Origin of the sequence: Streptomyces sp. sk2.1 (genome assembly GCF_008120935.1) — a bacterium.
Lineage (GTDB): Bacteria > Actinomycetota > Actinomycetes > Streptomycetales > Streptomycetaceae > Streptomyces.
Map to the genome: position 1 here is coordinate 37,228 of NZ_RDBO01000082.1, position 15,825 is coordinate 53,052.

Annotated in this window: 15 protein-coding genes; 3 read left to right on the forward strand and 12 right to left on the reverse strand. The window is 73.5% G+C overall.

Features of this window, described 5'->3' with window-relative positions:
* Positions 1-90 precede the first annotated feature (90 nt).
* Positions 91-1,386, reverse strand: a complete 1,296-nt coding sequence (locus tag EAO76_RS36810; RefSeq protein ID WP_148840583.1) for an alpha/beta fold hydrolase — start codon at positions 1,384-1,386, stop codon at positions 91-93.
* A gap of 109 nt (positions 1,387-1,495) precedes the next feature.
* On the opposite strand from EAO76_RS36810, the gene EAO76_RS36815 reads away from it, so the two are divergent.
* A complete protein-coding gene (locus tag EAO76_RS36815) occupies positions 1,496-2,659 on the forward strand; it encodes an ATP-binding cassette domain-containing protein (RefSeq protein ID WP_148840584.1) in 1,164 nt (387 codons plus the stop codon).
* 32 nt (positions 2,660-2,691) lie between these two features.
* On the opposite strand, the gene EAO76_RS36820 is transcribed toward EAO76_RS36815, so the two are convergent.
* The 6 genes from EAO76_RS36820 to EAO76_RS36845 all read right to left on the reverse strand — a co-directional run bounded on the left by EAO76_RS36820 (position 2,692) and on the right by EAO76_RS36845 (position 10,036).
* Positions 2,692-2,967, reverse strand: coding sequence for a DUF2087 domain-containing protein (locus EAO76_RS36820; protein ID WP_148840585.1), 276 nt, complete (start codon positions 2,965-2,967; stop codon positions 2,692-2,694).
* Positions 2,968-3,191: 224 nt separating this feature from the next.
* Positions 3,192-4,475 (reverse strand): TRAP transporter large permease subunit, encoded by a 1,284-nt coding sequence (locus EAO76_RS36825; RefSeq protein ID WP_148840586.1) that lies wholly within the window; start codon positions 4,473-4,475, stop codon positions 3,192-3,194.
* A 4-nt stretch (positions 4,476-4,479) separates the two neighbouring features.
* A complete protein-coding gene (locus EAO76_RS36830) occupies positions 4,480-5,067 on the reverse strand; it encodes a hypothetical protein (RefSeq protein WP_148840587.1) in 588 nt (195 codons plus the stop codon).
* Positions 5,064-7,193: a hydantoinase/oxoprolinase family protein gene (locus tag EAO76_RS36835; RefSeq protein ID WP_148840588.1), complete on the reverse strand. Its 2,130-nt coding sequence runs from the start codon at positions 7,191-7,193 to the stop codon at positions 5,064-5,066. Before EAO76_RS36835 ends, EAO76_RS36830 begins: the two co-directional genes overlap by 4 nt.
* A 100-nt stretch (positions 7,194-7,293) precedes the next feature.
* Positions 7,294-8,904, reverse strand: a complete 1,611-nt coding sequence (locus tag EAO76_RS36840) for an FAD-dependent oxidoreductase (protein WP_148840589.1) — start codon at positions 8,902-8,904, stop codon at positions 7,294-7,296.
* Between the two features lie 25 nt (positions 8,905-8,929).
* On the reverse strand, positions 8,930-10,036 hold the full coding sequence (locus tag EAO76_RS36845) for a LacI family DNA-binding transcriptional regulator (RefSeq protein WP_148840590.1): 1,107 nt from the start codon (positions 10,034-10,036) through the stop codon (positions 8,930-8,932).
* 211 nt (positions 10,037-10,247) lie between these two features.
* Between EAO76_RS36845 and EAO76_RS36850 the strand changes: the two genes are divergently transcribed.
* On the forward strand, positions 10,248-11,222 hold the full coding sequence (locus EAO76_RS36850; protein WP_148840591.1) for an acetylxylan esterase: 975 nt from the start codon (positions 10,248-10,250) through the stop codon (positions 11,220-11,222).
* A gap of 16 nt (positions 11,223-11,238) precedes the next feature.
* Here EAO76_RS36850 and EAO76_RS36855 read toward each other — a convergent pair whose 3' ends face one another.
* The 4 genes from EAO76_RS36855 to EAO76_RS36870 form a co-directional block, all read right to left on the reverse strand.
* Positions 11,239-12,192 (reverse strand): ABC transporter substrate-binding protein, encoded by a 954-nt coding sequence (locus tag EAO76_RS36855; protein WP_148840592.1) that lies wholly within the window; start codon positions 12,190-12,192, stop codon positions 11,239-11,241.
* Entirely contained in the window at positions 12,189-12,866 is a 678-nt protein-coding gene (locus EAO76_RS36860) for an ABC transporter permease (protein WP_148840600.1), read from the reverse strand. Before EAO76_RS36860 ends, EAO76_RS36855 begins: the two co-directional genes overlap by 4 nt.
* The gene (locus EAO76_RS36865) at positions 12,863-13,540 is read right to left on the reverse strand and encodes an ABC transporter permease (protein WP_148840593.1); all 678 of its coding nucleotides are present in this window, start codon (positions 13,538-13,540) and stop codon (positions 12,863-12,865) included. The genes EAO76_RS36860 and EAO76_RS36865 overlap by 4 nt, the downstream gene beginning before the upstream one ends.
* Positions 13,541-13,621: 81 nt before the next feature.
* Positions 13,622-14,092 (reverse strand): helix-turn-helix domain-containing protein, encoded by a 471-nt coding sequence (locus EAO76_RS36870; protein ID WP_148840594.1) that lies wholly within the window; start codon positions 14,090-14,092, stop codon positions 13,622-13,624.
* Positions 14,093-14,181: 89 nt separating this feature from the next.
* Here EAO76_RS36870 and EAO76_RS36875 point away from each other — a divergent pair, with 89 nt between their 5' ends.
* Entirely contained in the window at positions 14,182-15,492 is a 1,311-nt protein-coding gene (locus tag EAO76_RS36875) for an MFS transporter (RefSeq protein ID WP_148840595.1), read from the forward strand.
* Here EAO76_RS36875 and EAO76_RS36880 read toward each other — a convergent pair.
* On the reverse strand, positions 15,390-15,825 hold a 436-nt coding region (locus EAO76_RS36880), incomplete at its 5' end, for a helix-turn-helix domain-containing protein (RefSeq protein WP_148840596.1). The genes EAO76_RS36875 and EAO76_RS36880 overlap by 103 nt on opposite strands.

The following is a 15,825-nucleotide window of genomic DNA, read 5'->3' on the forward strand; positions in this document are numbered from 1 at the left end:
CCCCACCGTGCGCCGCGCCCGGAACAGACGCCGTCCGGGGTACTGCCCGTCGGCCGCCCGTGCACCGCCCCGGCCCGTTCCCGCCGTCGGTCAGGCTTCGCCCCGGACCATGGCGAGCAGCCGGTCCAGCACCCGCGGCCCGCCCGCGCGCAGCCCGTCGTGCTCGTACTCGTTGGTCACCCAGGTGCGCAGCCCGCGGATCGACGCCGCCGTGCGCAGCGAGTGCCCGGTGTCGACGTACATGTCGTCGTGGTAGACGGCGGCGACGACCGGCACCTGGTTGGCCGCCAGGCGCTCGGCGTCGTACAGCGGCGCCCAGTCGGTGCGGGCGGCCAGCAGTTCGGCGGTCTCGCGCAGCGGGCGCAGCGCCGGGTCCACCTCGAAGTGCCAGGGGTGGATGGTCTCGCCGGTGAAGAGCACCGGCCCCTCGCCCTTGAGCGCCTCGGCCGCGTCGAACTGCGGGAACTCGGCGCGGACCCGCTCGGCGGACCAGGCGGTGGGCCGGTCGTCCTGGCCGTAGATCGCCTCGTGCATCAGCGCGTACAGCGGGTGCCCGGCGAACGAGTTGGCCGTGCGCACGGCCTCCTGGAAGGTGTCGGAGAGCTCGGTGCCGTGCGGGGTGCGGACGAACGCGTTCTCCAGCAGGTAGTGCAGCTGGTGGCTGCCGCTGCCGCCGCCCAGCATGATGCCCAGGGACTGGAACCCCTCGGGCGTCAGCAGGTGGCCGGCGTTGTCGGTGGGGTGTTCCAGCAGGTGGGCGGTGATCTGCCGGGCGCGTTCGACGTCCTGCGGATAGCGGGCGTAGTGCGCGGCGACCTTGCGCTCGACGCGCGGGTAGGCGGCCCGGTAGACGTCGTCGGCGTGTGCGTCGAGCGAGGGCAGCCCGCCGGTGATCAGGACGGCCTCCAGCCCCTCGGGAGCGGCCGACAGGTAGCGGACGGCGCAGAAGCCGCCGAAGGACTGGCCGAGGACCGTCCACGGCTCGCCGCCGGTCAGCTGCGGGCGGATCAGCTCGCAGTCGCGCACGATGTTGTCGGAGCGGAAACGGGCCAGGTAGTCGGCCTGCTCGCGCGGGCCGCCGCGCAACGGCAGGGTCTGCCGGTTGGCCGGGGTGGAGAGGCCGGTGCCGCGCTGGTCGAGCAGCAGCACCCGGAACTCCCGCACGGCCCGTCCCAGCCATGCCTCCGTGCCCACGAAGCGCCGGGCGCCGAAGCCGGGACCGCCCTCCAGGTAGAGCAGCCACGGCAGCTCCTCGTCGGCCCGGCCGCTCGCCACGGCCTCCCGGCCGAAGACCTCGATCTGCTCGCCGTCCGGGTCGTCGTGGTCGAGCGGGACCGTGAAGTACCGGTCGGTGAAGACGATGCCGGGGTGCCGGTAACTGCTCACAAAATGCTCCTGAATCGCCGGATGTGCCTCGGACAGTTCAGCACACGGCCGTGACACGGACGGTCGCGGCCCGTGTGCGCGGTGCCCGGGCGGCTCCTACCGTGCAGGCATGATCCGGTTCGAGCAGGTCGGCAAGGTGTACCCGGACGGCACGATCGCGGTGGACGACCTGTCCTTCGAGGTCGCCGAGGGGGAACTGGTCACCCTGGTCGGACCGTCCGGCTGCGGCAAGACCACCACGATGATGATGGTGAACCGGCTGATCGAGCCGTCGTCGGGCCGGATCCTGGTGGACGGCGAGGACATCTCGGGGGTCGACCCGGTGAGGCTCCGCCGCCGGATCGGCTACGTCATCCAGCAGGTGGGGCTCTTCCCGCACCGCACGGTCCTCGACAACACCGCGACCGTGCCCGCACTGGTCGGCTGGAAACGGGCCAGGGCCCGGGAACGGGCGGCCGAGCTGCTGGATCTGGTGGGCCTCGACCCGGGGACGTACGGCTCCCGCTACCCCGCGCAGCTCTCCGGCGGGCAGCGGCAACGGGTGGGCGTGGCACGGGCGTTGGCCGCCGATCCGCCGGTGCTGCTGATGGACGAGCCGTTCGGCGCGGTCGATCCGGTGGTGCGCGAACGGTTGCAGAACGAGTTCCTCGGCTTGCAGGCCGCGGTCCGGAAGACGGTCCTGATGGTCACCCACGACATCGAGGAGGCGGTCCGGATGGGCGATCGGATCGCGGTGTACGGGGCGGGGCGCATCGAGCAGTTCGACAGCCCGGGAGCCGTGCTCGGAACTCCCGCGACCCCGTATGTGGCCCGGTTCGTGGGCGCCGACCGGGGCCTGAAGCGGCTCTCGGTCACGGCGGTCGAGCCGGACGACCTGGAGGAGCCGCCGGTGGCGCGGCTCGACGAGCCGGCCGGTTCGGCGGCGGCCCGGCTGGACGGGACGGGGGCCCGCTGGGCGGTGGTGCTGAACGGCGGGGGCGAGCTGCACGGCTGGGTGTCGGCGGACGCGCTGCGGGCCGCGGGCGGGCACGGCACCGTCGGCGCCCTGGCCCGGCGGATGGACGCCTGGGTGCCGGTCGGCGCCCCGCTGAAGCAGGCGTTCAGCGAGATGCTCCAGCACGACGCCGGTTGGGTCGCGGTGCTGGACGGGCCGCGGTTCCTCGGTGTGCTGACCCCGGCCCGGCTCCACGAGGCGCTGCGCCGCTCGGTGGACGCGGACGCGCGGGGCGTGGGCCGGGACGAGGTGCGGTTCGACTCGATCGCGGACGCGTAGGGCGCGCCGCGCACCGGCCCGCGGGGTTCGTGCTACCGCCCGCGCCGGTAGCTGCCGCCGTCCCTGGAACGGACCAGCAGACCGGCGACGACCAGGTAGCGGCGCAGCGCGGCGCAGTCCTCGTGCACCGTGAGCAGCGCCTCGTTGACCTCGCGCTCGGTGTAGGTCCGGTCCCGCTCGAACAGCGTCTCACCGAGGTGGACCAGCAACTGCTCGCGGCGGGCCGCCTTGCGGGGGATCGCCGTCAGACGGCCGTGCGAGAAGAGCGCCTCGACCCGGTGCGCGTTCCTCGAATCGTTCTCGGGCATGGGAGGGAGCGTCGCAGTCCGCCACCTTGCGGGCAACGGGTTTTCGACGGGCTCGCACCGCTCGGGCCACGGCGATGGCCCCCTGGAGACGCTCACCCGCCTCGTGGACCATGTACGCCGCCCCGTCCCGCGTACCGAAGGGGACGGCCCATCCGCGGCTCGTTCTCCGGACCGGTCCGCGACTCGTTCATGGGTGGGCTCCGTCCCGGGAGCGGGTGAACGTGTCAGAGGTGGGTGGCGGCGGTCACGCAGAGGCCGCCGAGGGCGACGGCCCAGACGTACGGGAGGGTGCGGAGCATCACCTGTTGCGGGGTGACACCCGCGTACTGCGCGCTCCACACGGTCTGGGTGCTGGTGGGGTCGGCTACGCCGAAGACCTGGTTGTACGAGGTGGCCAGGCCCAGGACCGCGGTGGCGGGGTAGATTCCGGCGGCGATCAGGACGCCGGCGATGCCCGCGCCCAGGCCGAAGACGTTGAGCGGGCCGCGGTAGAGGCAGAGCGGTACGAGAAGGGTGAAGACGAGGACGAACAGCACCGCGTTCTGCGGGCTGACCGCCTTGACGAGGGGTTCCAGCGCCTCGATCGCCCCGGGCAGTTTCACGGCCGCGAGCAGGATGCCGATGGCGACGAACAGGGTGATCGGTGCGGCGGCCACCTCGAAGCCGCCGTGGAGGGTGCGCAGCAGCCGCTTGTTCATCTCGCGCGGCCGGGTGGTGGTGGCCAGGCAGTACAGGACGCCCGCGAGCAGCGAGGGAACGATGGCCACGTCGAGGCCGAGGGCCAGGACCAGGGGAACCACCGGCGTGAGCAGCGCGTACCAGGGGGCGTCGCCGAGCCGGGCGCGCCTGTCGGAACGCGGACCCGGCGCGAGGGACTTGGCGGACCAGGCGTGTTCGACACCGCGGCGGCGGGACTCGACGAGGACGAAGAGGACGGCGGCGGCCAGGGCGAACGGGAACAGTTTGGTCATGAAGCCGCGCACGGTGGGGACGGGCAGTTCCAGCGCGGTGGAGAAGAACTGCCAGACGGGCAGCTCGAACGGCATTCCCGCCGCGATGCCCATGAGGATCGTGCCGGCCGCGGTGACCTTGGGGATGCCGACGGCGATCATCGCGGGGATGCCGATGATCCCGGCGAGCATCGCGGCGGGGGCGGAGCCCGTCACCGTACCGACGAGAGTGGAGACGGCGAGGACGCCGAGGGCCACCACGACCGGGCGGTCGCCGCCGAATTCGACGATCTTGCGGACGAGGGTGCCCGCGATGCCGGTCTCGTCCAGGAGCTTGCCGAGCCAGGAGCCGAGCAGGATGGCGATCATGGTGGCGGCGAGGGCCGGGGCGCCTTCCTGGAGGACCGTGTCCAGGACGCTGTTCCCGCCGGTGAGCGGCGCGCCCGCGACGAGGGCGATGACGACGGCCAGGACGACGAGCGCGAAGGCCGTGGGAAGTTTCCGGGTGAGCATCGCGGCGACACCGGCCGCCATGACGAGGAGGATGACGACGCCCATGGCGTTATTTCTCTCTTCCGTGCGGTGCGGTGGTGGGGTGCGCGTCGGCCCTGGCCAGCGCGGCGGTCAGCAGCAGCGGGCTGCGGCCGAGTCCGCAGGCGGTGCGGGCGTGGGCATGGGCGGCGATCTCCTCGGCCCCGGCGACATGGCCGTACAGGCGCAGGCGTCCGGCGCGCAGCACGACATGGCCGAGCGCCTGTTTCAGCGCTGCTCTGACCGGGCCGTGATGGAGCAGTTCGTGGACGGCCTCGTGTGCGAGGGCCGCGGCACGCACCGAGCCCGTCGGGTACCAGTGGCGCCAGCCGAGCTCGTCCACCAGGGCCTCCGCGCGGGCGAGGGTGTCGGTGTACAGCTCGACGGTCGCGGGGCGCGAGGTGTAGCGGGCGAGGAGGCCGTGTTCCAGCCCGCCGTCGCGTTCGACGACGCGGGCGCGGGACGGGGCGGGGGTGAGTCCGGCGCCGAACGCCGTTGCCGCGGTGGCCCAGTGGAGCAGCAACCCGCGGTCGCGTCCTTCGTGCGTGGGCGTGGCCGCCAGGAGCCGGACGCCGAACTCGATGTCGTCCGTGGCGGCGAGGTCGGCGGGCGTGCTCATGTCCGTACTTCCACGACCGCGACCACGGACTCGTCCGCCGCACGGGTGCCGAGCTCGCTGCGGGCCAGGGCGAGCAGCGGCTGCGGGTCCAGGACACCGGACAGGTCGGCGATGCGGGAGCCGATGAGCAGCCGCAGGGCGGGGGCGCGTACGCCGCCGTCGCCGTACGAGGTGGCCTCTTCGACGAGCCGGGCGAGCGTCTCGGGGGCGGCTGCGACGGTGGTCGTCTCGACCAGGGCGTCGGGGGCGTGCAGCCGTACGACGCCGTCGGCGTCGACGACCCGCACCGGGTGCCGGGCGGCCCGGAAGCGGCGCCGGGTCTCGGTGCCGTAGACCGTGTGGGCGGGGGTCCTGGCCAGGACGTCCACGTCCGACGGGTCGGTCTTGAGGCTGGCCGCCGCGGCGTGCAGCCGTTCGGTCTCGTCGGCGCGGTGGGCGCGGTCCCGGGTGCGCAGTTCGGTGGCTCCGGTGGCCACCGCCCGTACCGTGCTGGTCTGCGGGTCCACGGTGACCTCGACCTCCACCCCGTCGGCGGCGGCGCCCTGGGCCACGACGGCCGCCTCGGCCTCGGCGCGGACGGCGAGGATCTGTTCCTGGCCGGCGCCCGGGATGATCCGCTCGATCTGCTCGCGGACGAGGGCGAGGGCGACCCCGATGGGGCTGATGACCTCGCTGTGCCGGGCGATCCGGCCCTCCTGTCCGGTGACGGAGGCCAGATGCGGGATGACGGACGCGGCTCCCCCGCCGCCGCCGACCAGGACCGCGGTGCCCTTCTCCAGCCGGTAGTCGCGGATCATGGCGTCGGTGACGGCCCTGACCCGTGAGACGCCCGCGTCGAGGAGCCGGGCGGCCGCCGTCGCGACGTCGGTGGACAGCGCGGCGGCCAGCGGGGCCAGGGCGGCACGGGCCACGTCCTGGTCGCAGTGGGCGAAGTCGCCCTCGGGGACCCGGCCCAGCGCGTTGGCCGCGCAGGTCATCGTGATCGCGTACCGGCCTCCGGCCGCCTCGATCACGGCGTAGTCGTCGGGGTCGTCCTCCATCGGCCGGACGGTGGTGAGGCGGGCCTCGCGAAGGTCGTCGGGGGTGGCGAAGCAGGCGTACGGCAGTCCGGCGATGTGCGCGCTGCGGGGCCCGACGCCGACGACCCCGCCGCCGCCGATCCGGACCATGGACCCGCCGCCGACCCCGACCGTCCGCACGTCGAGCGCGGAGAGGTACGAGGCCCTGCCGAGGATGGTGGCGTGCCGGACGGCGACCTTGCCCCGGCGCACGACGCTGATGTCGGTGGAGGTACCGCCGGTCTCCAGGAAGAGGCCCTCGCTGATCCGTTCCCGCATCAACGCGCCCGCGACCCCTGCGGCGGGGCCGGAGAGCACGGTCAGCAGCGGGCGTCTGCGCATCTCGTCGAGCGACATCACACCGCCGTCGCACCGCATCACCATCAGGGGCGCGTTCACCCCGGCCCTGGTGATGGAGGCGTCGACGAGGTCGGCGGTGGCCAGCATGCGCGGCAGGATCGCGGCGTTGACGACGGCGGTGCGGGTCCGCTTGGCGAGCCCGTACAGGGAGGTGATCTCGTACGCGGCGGTCATCGGCAGGCCGTGCGGGCGGGCCGTTTCGAGGACCGCCCGCTCGCCCTCCGGCCGGTCGACGCCGAACGGCTCGCTGGCGACGAGGACTTGGGCGCCTTCCCGGGTGACGGCGTCGACGGCGGCGCGCACCTCGTCCGCGTCCTCGGGGTCGGCCACATGTGCGTAGGAGAGCGGGAGCCGCTTGCCCGGGGCGAGTTCGAGTCTGCCGAGCGAGGCGAGCCGGCGGGTGAGCACGGCGCCGGGTCCTGTTCCGATGCCGATCAGCCCGACGGTGGCGACATCGCCCTCCAGCAGGGCGTTGGTAGCCTGTGTCGTGCCGTGTGCCAGGAACGCGACGTCCTCGGCGGCGCGGCCGGTCTGCTCCAGCAGCCGGTCGAGTGCCTCGACGATGCCGTGGGCGACGCCGTCCTCGTGGTGGTGGCTGGTGGGAACCTTCACCTGCCCCAGCAGTTCGAGGGTCGTGGCGTCGACGGCCACGGCGTCGGTGAAGGTTCCGCCCACGTCGATACCGACGCGGATGCGGTGGGTGGTCATGGTTGGGCACCTCCTTGTGCGGGTGGGTCGATGCGCGGGCGGGCCGGGTGGGGCAGGTGGAGCTGTCCCACCCGGCGTCTCACGGTTTCGGCGTCCGTGGTCAGTAGCCGCGTACGTCGGGCCAGTGGCGCTGGATCCCGTCGCGGTCGAGCAGGCGCGCGAACGCCTCGTACCGCTCGTCCCCGGACTGGACCTGTGCCGGTTCGACGCCTTCGGTCAGGCAGTGGGCGGCCAGGGCACCGGCGACCTCGCCGATGTTCCACTCCACCGGGTGGAGCCGGTAGCAGCCGTTGGTGATGTGGGTGGTGCCGATGTTCTTGCCGGCGGGCAGCAGGTTGCGGACGCGGCGCGGCACGAGGGCGCCGAGCGGGATCTCGAACGGCACCGAGCCGATGTCGACGTAGTTGTCGCCCCCGGTGGAGGGGTGCAGGTCGATGCGGTAGCTGCCGACACCGACCGCGTCCCGGTGGCGCGTTCCGCCGTGCGGGCCGACGAGGTCGATCGACACGTCGTGCTCGGTGACGGTGGTGACGGCCTTGATCCGGCGGGACTCGCGTACGTACGGGGCCTTGGCGAGTCCGTCGTCGGTGCCGGTGACGTCGGGACGGATCCGCAGTCCGGGGAAGCCGGTGCCGCCGTCCCGGCGGGGGGCCTCGGTCTGGAGCCAGTACAGCAGCGAGAGCGACAACTGCCGTGCCTCGGCGACCGCTTGGACGGTCACCCCGTCCCCGGCGCCGACCAGGGGCTTGAGCCAGTAGTCGTTGAGCGGCCAGTTGACGAGCGTGATGTCGGAGTCGAAGGCGCCGGGGCGGTGCATGCCGCGGGCGAGGATGCGGCGGAAGCCCCACAGTTCCTTGTCGCCCGCGTCGGCGCTCTGGTCGGCGCCGACGGCGAGCGGGTCGGCGTCCGGGTTGGGGACGAAGGTGCGCGGTACGGGTTCCAGGGAGCGCGGGTCGGGCGCCTGGAACCCGAGGAGCGGACCGGGCCAGAAGCCGGGGCGGTAGGAGCGCCAGAAGTCGTGGTCGGCGGGCCGGTCGACGGTGTGGTCCTCGCCCTCGTGGTGGGAGAGCGCGAAGCACACCGTGATGCCCTGCTGGTTGAGCGGCTGGGCCTCCTCGGGGGCGTGCGGTTCGTCGAACTCGTCGCGTGCCTCGGCGCCGACGGCGTGCTCGACGCCGCCGAGTTCGAGGAGTTCGCCGGTCTCGGTGGCGTCGATGACGTAGCGGGCGCCGAGGGTGGTGCGGTCGCCCGTCCTGAGGTCCTCCAGGGTCACGGCCCCGATGGCATCGCCATCGGCTTCGGCGGCCACCGCCCGGTGCTCGGTGAGCAGGGTGAGGCGGCCCGCCGCCCGGTGCGGCGCGAGCATCGCCTCCAGCACGGTGAGCGCGACGCGCGGTTCGTGGCAGAGCTTGCTGACGCGTCCGGCGCCCGGGTTGAGGTCGGTGCGGGCGAGGGCCTCGGAGCGCATCGGGTACCACTGGCGGTAGTACGCCCGGATGCCCTCGCGCAGTGCGCGGTACGAGGCGGTGGTGCCGAACTGCTCCACCCACGGGTGCTCGTCCGGGGGGACGGCCTGGGAGGTGAGCTGGCCGCCGATCCAGTCGGTCTCCTCGGTGAGGACGACGGTGCGTCCGGCGCGGCAGGCGGCGAGCGCGGCGGCGACGCCGCCGAGTCCGGCGCCCACGACGAGGATGTCCGGTTCGGATATCACGGGTCTCCTTGTGCTGTGCGGTCGGTCAGTGGTCCCCGGCGGCGGGTGGCGGGCCCGATGTGGCGCCGGGCCGGAAGGTGCAGGCGACCAGGGGTTCGGTGGCCTCCTCCCCCGCGACCAGCGCGGCGAGCATGCGTACGGCGGCCGCGCCGAGCCGGGTGCGGGGGATGTCGAAGCCGGTGGGTTCGGGGCCGTCCGCGAGGTCGGCGGGCGGGCTGCCGAGCAGCGCCAGCGAGGCGTCGCGCGGACAGTCGATCCCGGCGTCGGCGACGGCCCGGCGCAGGGCCCGCCAGGCGGCCCCGGTGTCGGTCTCCTCGGCGACGAACGCGGTGACGCCGTCGGCGAGCCAGCCCCGCAGCCGTTCGGGGGTGAGGTCGCGCTCCGGGTCGGCGGAGCGGAAGACGGCCCCGGGGTTGTCGCCCTGGCCGACGGCCTCCAGCCCCTGGAGGAAGCCGAGTTCGCGGTCGGTGGAGGCGGGTGCCTCGTCGTCCTCGCGGACCAGGACCATCCGGCGGTGTCCGAGCGAGGCCAGGTGGCCGACGACTTCGCGGGCGGCGCTCACGTAGTCGGCGCCGACCCAGTGCAGCCCCTCCGGCTCGTCCCGGCGGCCGAGGTGGACCACGGGAAAGCCGTCGGCGACCAGCCGTCGCAGCTCCTGGACCGGTGCGTGGCGGCCGAGGAACAGACAGCCGTCGGCGAGGCGGACCCGGCCCAGCGCGTCGGGGGCGCCGGCCCCCGCGCCCCCGGTGCTCGAACCGGTGAACAGCACCAGGTCGTAGCCGCGTTCCGCGGCCTCGCGCTCCACGCCCACCAGGAACGGGTAGTACGAGTGCCGCACATCGGTCGGGAAGGTCGCGGTGAAGCTGAAGACGCCCAGCAGGTCGTTGCGCGCCGCCGCGAGTCTGCGGGCCGCCGGATCGGGGACGTAGCCGAGGCTGCGGGCCGCCTCCAGCACCTTCTGCCGGGTCTCCTCGGAGATCGCGGGTCCCTGCCTCTTGTCCGCGAGCACCAGCGAGACCGTGGCCTGCGAGACCCCGGCGAGCCGGGCGACCTCGGCCTGGCGCGGCCGGCCCGTGCGGCCCGCCGGTGCGGGCGCGCGGCCGGGCCTGGCCCGCTTCCTGGGTTCCTCCACCTGTGCTCCTCAATTTCATTAATGCGTATTACTCATGCGCGTTGACGAGTACTGTGAGGGGCGGCCGGGCGCCGGTCAAGGGGGCGGACACAACTTCTTCACCGTGTTCTTTCCCGCACCGGACGGGTTCGTTCCCGCGCGGGGCGCCGCCGTACGGTGTGATCGACATCCCCGTGGGCGATCACCCACCCTGCGAAGAAGGCGGTACCGCATGTCCCTGTTCGATCTGCCGCTCGACCGGCTGCGCGAGCACCGCAGCGCGTCGGTGGAGCCGGAGGACTTCGACGCGTTCTGGGCGAAGACGCTCGACGAGGCCAGGTCCCACGACCTCGACGCCCGGTTCGAGCGGCGCGCCGGTACGGGTCTGGCGACCGTGGACGTGTACGACGTGACGTTCGCGGGCTTCGGCGGCCATCCGGTCAAGGGCTGGTTCGTCGTCCCGGCGGGGGCAGCGGAGCCGCTGCCGCTGGTCGTCGAGTTCATCGGCTACGGCGGCGGGCGGGGTCTGGCGCACACCCATCTGCTCTGGGCCTCGGCGGGGTTCGCCCACTTCGTGATGGACACCCGGGGCCAGGGCAGCGGCTGGCGCGTCGGGGACACCCCGGACCCGGTGGGCAGCGGTCCCGCGTTCCCCGGTTTCATGACCCGCGGCATCGAGGACCCGTACGCGTACTACTACCGGCGGGTGTTCACCGACGCGGTGCGCGCGGTGGAGGCGGCGCGCTCGCACCCGCTGGCCGACGCGGCGCGGACCGCGGTCATCGGTGAGAGCCAGGGCGGCGGCATCACGCTCGCCGTCGGCGGGCTGATACCGGACCTCGCGGCGATCGCGCCGGACGTCCCGTTCCTGTGCGACTTCCCGCGCGCTCTGACCGTCACCGACCGCAACCCGTACCGCGAGATCGGCAACTACCTCAAGACGCACCGCGGCCGGTCCGACCGGGCGCGGGCCACCCTGGCCTACTTCGACGGGGTGCACTTCGCCGCCCGCGGGCGGGCTCCGGCGCTGTTCTCGACCGCCCTGGAGGACATGACCTGCCCGCCCTCGACGGTCTTCGCCGCGTTCAACGCCTACGCCCACCCGGACAAGGCCATCGAGGTGTACGACTTCAACGACCACGAGGGCGGCGGGCCGTTCCAGGAGGCCGTGCAGTTGGGCTGGCTGCCGGGGAAGCTGGGGGCCTGACCTTCCGGGGCGGCCGTCAGCCGCGCGGCAGGAGGTGCCGGGACTCCAGGTAGGCGCGTGCCACGTCCTCGGGCAGCCGCCGCCAGCTGTCGACCTGCTCGTTGAGCCGGGCCAGGTCGGCGGTGGTCAGTACGGTGCCGAGTGCGCCCAGGGCCCGGCGCACGCCTTCGCCGCCCGCCCGGGAGCGGTTGACGACCGGGACGAGGTGGTCGGCGTTCTGGAGGTGCTTGTCGTCGGCGAGCAGGACGAGGCCGAAGGTGGCGAGCGTGGCGTCGGTGGTGGTGGTCAGGACCATCTGGTCCTGACCGTTGCGGACGGCCTGTTTGGCCTGGGTGGTGCCGACGCCCTTGGGGTCCACGGCCGTGACGCGGATGCCGTACGTCTTCTTCAGTCCGGGTGCGCAGTAGGGGCGCCGTACGCATTCGTCACCGGCCGCCAGCCTCACGGGCAGGCCGGACGCGCCCAGGTCGCCGAGGGTTTCGAGGCGGTGCCGGGCCGCGTACGCGGCGGTGACGGCGAAGGCGTTCTGGTCGACGGCGCGTCCGGGGTCGAGGACGGTGAGGCCGCGGGGCGCGGCCAGCGCGCGCAGGGCCTTCATGGTGACGGCGAGGTCGGGCGAGCCGACGGGGGCGGCGTCGGCGCCGTTCTCCTTGGCGTTGAGCCAGTCGGCGAAGGTGGCGGCGTACTCCGGCACGACGTCGATCTGGCCGTTCTCCAGCGCGGGTTCGTAGATCTCCCGGTTGGTGACGGTGATGATCCTCGTGGTGTAGCCGGCCCGGTCCAGCAGCAGCGCGTACATCCGGGCGAGCAGCTCGCTCTCGGTGAATCCGGCGGAGCCGATGGTGAGGTGCCGGCTGTCGCCGGGCGGTGCGGTGACCTCGCCCCGGTTCTCCAGGGAGGGGCCGGTGGCGCAGGCGGTCGCCGCCAGCAGCAGCGCCGGCAGCAGCGGGAACGCGCCGCGCGGTCTCATCGGGACGCCTCGCCGCGGAGCCGGTCGGGGAGGAGCCGCCGCACCGCTTCGAAGAGCCCTTCGACGATCAGGGCGAAGGCGGTCACCAGGACCGCTCCGGCGACCACCTGCGCGGTGGAGGCGAGGTTGAAGCCCGCGGTGATGATGCGGCCGAGTCCGCCGCCGCCCGCCAGGGCCGCGAGGGTGGCGGTCGCAACGAGCTGGACGGCGGCGATCCGTACGCCGGTGAGGATCAGGGGCAGGGCGAGCGGCACCTCGACGCCCAGCATCAGCTGCCGGCCCGTCATGCCCATGCCCCGGGCGGCCCGCACCACGTCCCGGTCGACCTCCCGCATGCCGACGTAGGCGTTGGTGAGCAACGGCGGTACGGCGAAGAGCACGAGGGCGATGACGGTCGGCCACTCGCCGTGGCCGCCGATCGGGGTGAGGAGGAGCAGCACCAGCACGGCGAAGGTGGGGACGGCCCGGCCGATGTTGGAGATGTTGACGGCGAGTGCGCCGCCCCTGCCGAGGTGGCCGAGGAGCACGGCGACGGGCAGCGCGATCAGACAACTGATCAGCAGGCAGACGACGGTGAGGAAGAGGTGCTGGGCGAGGCGGTCCCGGATGCCGCCCTCGCCGGTCCAGTTCGTGGCGGTGGTGAGCCAGGACCAGGCTTCGGCGAGGGTGTTCACGGCTGTCTCCGGGTCCACGGGGTCAGGAACCTCTGGGCGAGCAGGAGCAGCAGGTCGGCGGCGACGGCGATGATCACGCAGAGGACGGAGGCGGTGAGCACCTGGGCCTTGAAGTAGGTGTTCATGCCGGAGTAGATGAGGTTGCCGAGTCCGCCGTGGCCGACGATCGCGCCGACCGTGACCAGGGAGATCGCGGAGACGGTCGCGATCCGCAGTCCGGCCATGGCGGCGGGCAGCGCGAGGGGCAGTTCGACGGCGAGCAGCAGGCGCAGCGGGCCGTATCCCATGCCGCGCGCGGCCTGCCGGGTCTCCTCGGGCACGGCGCGCAGTCCGGCGAGGAGGTTGCGGACGAGGAGGGTGAGCGAGTACAGGACGAGTCCGGCGACGACGAGCGAGGCGGACAGTCCGTACACCGGGAGCAGCAGCGAGAACATGGCGAGCGAGGGGATGGTGTACAGGGCGGTCGTCACGCCGAGCACGGGGCCCGCCGCCCAGCGCCGGTGCCGTGCCGCGAGGGCGAGCGGAACGGCGAGGAGCAGTCCGATGAACACGGCGGCCGCGGTGAGCTGGACGTGCTGGACGACGGCGTCCCAGAGGATCTCGCGCCGGCTGGAGAGGTAGGCCCCGCAGAGCCACTCGTTGCGCGCGAGGCAGTCGTCGGGAGGCGCGGTCACCCGTCCATTGGAGCGCGGGGGTGTGGGCGGACGCGCGTCCTGATCGGCTGTCCGGGGGTGCGGGGCGGGTCCTCCGGGCCGTTACGCGGGTCCCGTCGCCCCGGGCCGTTCGATCTTTCGCACCGTGACGTCGTCCGGTCCGAGCGGGCGTCCGTCGGCCGCGCGGACCTCCAGCGTCCGCGGGGTACGGCCGTCGCGCAGGTCTACCATCTCCGAGTGGGGTTCGCCGGGGTCGAAGAAGTGCGCCTCGCCCCACTGCCGCAGCGCCACGACGACCGGGAAGAGGTCCCTGCCCCTGGCCGTCAGCACGTACTCGTGGCGGGCGCCGCCGCCGGCCGCCGGGACCAGGTCGAGGATTCCGCTGCCGACCAGTTCGCGCAGCCGCGTCGCGAGGATGTTCTTCGCGATGCCCAGGCTGCGCTGGAACTCGCCGAAGCGGCGGCTGCCGTCGAACGCGTCGCGGACGATCAGGAGCGCCCACCAGTCGCCGATCGCGTCGACCGAGCGGGCCACCGGGCAGTCGCTGCCGTCGAGGCGTGTCCGCTTCACCATGCCGCTTCCTCTCCGTCCATTCGGTTGCAACATGCTACCAGTCGGCGTTAGCGTCCACGAGGTAGCAACTTGCAACCAAAAGCTGAGGAGTGCCCGTGACCGACAGCGAGAGAACGACCAGGACCGCGGAGCCGGGCGGCGGAACACCGGCGGCGGCCCTGTCCGGGCGCACCCTGCTGCTCTTCGCGGTCGCCTCGGGGGCGGCGGTGGCCAACGTCTACTTCGCGCAGCCCCTCCTGGTCACCCTGGGCCGGGAGTTCGGGATCGGCACGGCGTCCGTCGGCATCGTCGTGACCCTCACCCAGGTCGGCTACGGCCTCGGGCTGTTCCTGCTGGTACCGCTGGGCGACCTGGTCGACCGGCGGACCCTCGTCGTGGCCCAGCTGGCGCTGCTCGCGGCGGCGCTCGTGGCCACCGGTACGGCGGCGGCCGCACCGGTCCTGCTGGCCGCCCTGGCCGCCGTGGGCTTCCTCGCCGTGGTGACCCAGACACTCGTGGCCTTCGCGGCGTCGCTGTCCGCCCCCGACCGGCGCGGTCGTACGGTCGGCCTGGTCACCAGCGGCATCGTCATCGGGATCCTGCTCGCCCGCACGGTCTCCGGCGCGCTGGCCGACCTCGCGGGCTGGCGGGCGGTCTACCTCGCCTCGGCCGCGCTGACCCTGGTGCTCGCCCTGGCCCTCGCCCGCGTACTGCCGCGCCGGTCGACTCCGCCGGCCTCCATGCGGTACGTCCGACTGCTGCGTTCGACGCTCGCGCTGTTCGCCGAGGAGCGCGTGCTGCGGGTCCGCGCTCTGCTCGCCCTGCTCGTCTTCGCCGCCTTCAGCACCCTGTGGAGCTGCGTCGCCCTCCCTCTGAGCGAGCCCCCGCTGTCCCTGTCGCACACCGCGATCGGGGCGTTCGGGCTGGTGGGAGCCGCGGGAGCGCTGGCGGCCGCACCGGCCGGCCGGCTGCACGACCGGGGGCTCGCCGGGTGGACGACCGGGACCGCGCTGGTCCTGCTCACCGTGTCGTGGCTCCCGCTCTCCCTCATCCGGCAGTCGTTGTGGGCGCTGGTGATCGGCGCGGTCGTCCTCGATCTGGCCGTGCAGGCCGTCCACGTCACCAACCAGAGCCTGATCCACGCGGTACGCCCCGATGCCGGGAGCCGTCTGATCGGCGGTTACATGGTCTTCTACTCGGTCGGCAGCGCCGCGGGCGCCCTCGCCTCGACGGCCGTCCACGCGCGGGCCGGGTGGGGCGCGGTGTGTCTGCTCGGTGCCGCGATCAGCGCGCTCGCGCTCCTCGTGTGGGCGGTGGATCAGGTGCGCGGCCGCAGGCGCAGTCGCGGCACCGCCTCGGACCGGGCCTCCGGGTCGGCGAGGTCGATGTCCGCGACCGCGGCCAGCCGCTTGAGCCGGTAGCGGAAGGTGTTGGGGTGGACGTGCAGGGCGGCCGCCTTCGCCGCCTCCTGGAGTGCCCGGGTGCGGTCCTCGCTCGGCGGGGCGTCGACGACGACCCAGATCGAGCCGAGGATCTCGCCGCCGGCGCGGACGGCGATCGCGGCCCGGGGCCGGTCCGAGACACCGTCGATGTAGACGGGTTCCTCCTTCCGGTAGAGGGCCTGGAAGGCTCCGGCCATCTCCAGGGCTCGCAGTTTCTCGGCGGGGACCTGACGGCCCAGCACGGTCGCGATCCTGGCCCCGTCGGCCTCGTCCTGTCTGCTGGAGAAGGCCAGCACCCGCCCGCTCCGGTCC

Coding starts and splice junctions, on each gene's coding strand:
- EAO76_RS36815 (WP_148840584.1), top strand. CDS start 1,496: ATGATCCGGTTCGAGCAGGTCGGCAAGGTGTACCCGGACGGCACGATC.
- EAO76_RS36820 (WP_148840585.1), bottom strand. CDS start 2,967: ATGCCCGAGAACGATTCGAGGAACGCGCACCGGGTCGAGGCGCTCTTC.
- EAO76_RS36825 (WP_148840586.1), bottom strand. CDS start 4,475: ATGGGCGTCGTCATCCTCCTCGTCATGGCGGCCGGTGTCGCCGCGATG.
- EAO76_RS36830 (WP_148840587.1), bottom strand. CDS start 5,067: ATGAGCACGCCCGCCGACCTCGCCGCCACGGACGACATCGAGTTCGGC.
- EAO76_RS36835 (WP_148840588.1), bottom strand. CDS start 7,193: ATGACCACCCACCGCATCCGCGTCGGTATCGACGTGGGCGGAACCTTC.
- EAO76_RS36850 (WP_148840591.1), top strand. CDS start 10,248: ATGTCCCTGTTCGATCTGCCGCTCGACCGGCTGCGCGAGCACCGCAGC.
- EAO76_RS36855 (WP_148840592.1), bottom strand. CDS start 12,192: ATGAGACCGCGCGGCGCGTTCCCGCTGCTGCCGGCGCTGCTGCTGGCG.
- EAO76_RS36870 (WP_148840594.1), bottom strand. CDS start 14,092: ATGGTGAAGCGGACACGCCTCGACGGCAGCGACTGCCCGGTGGCCCGC.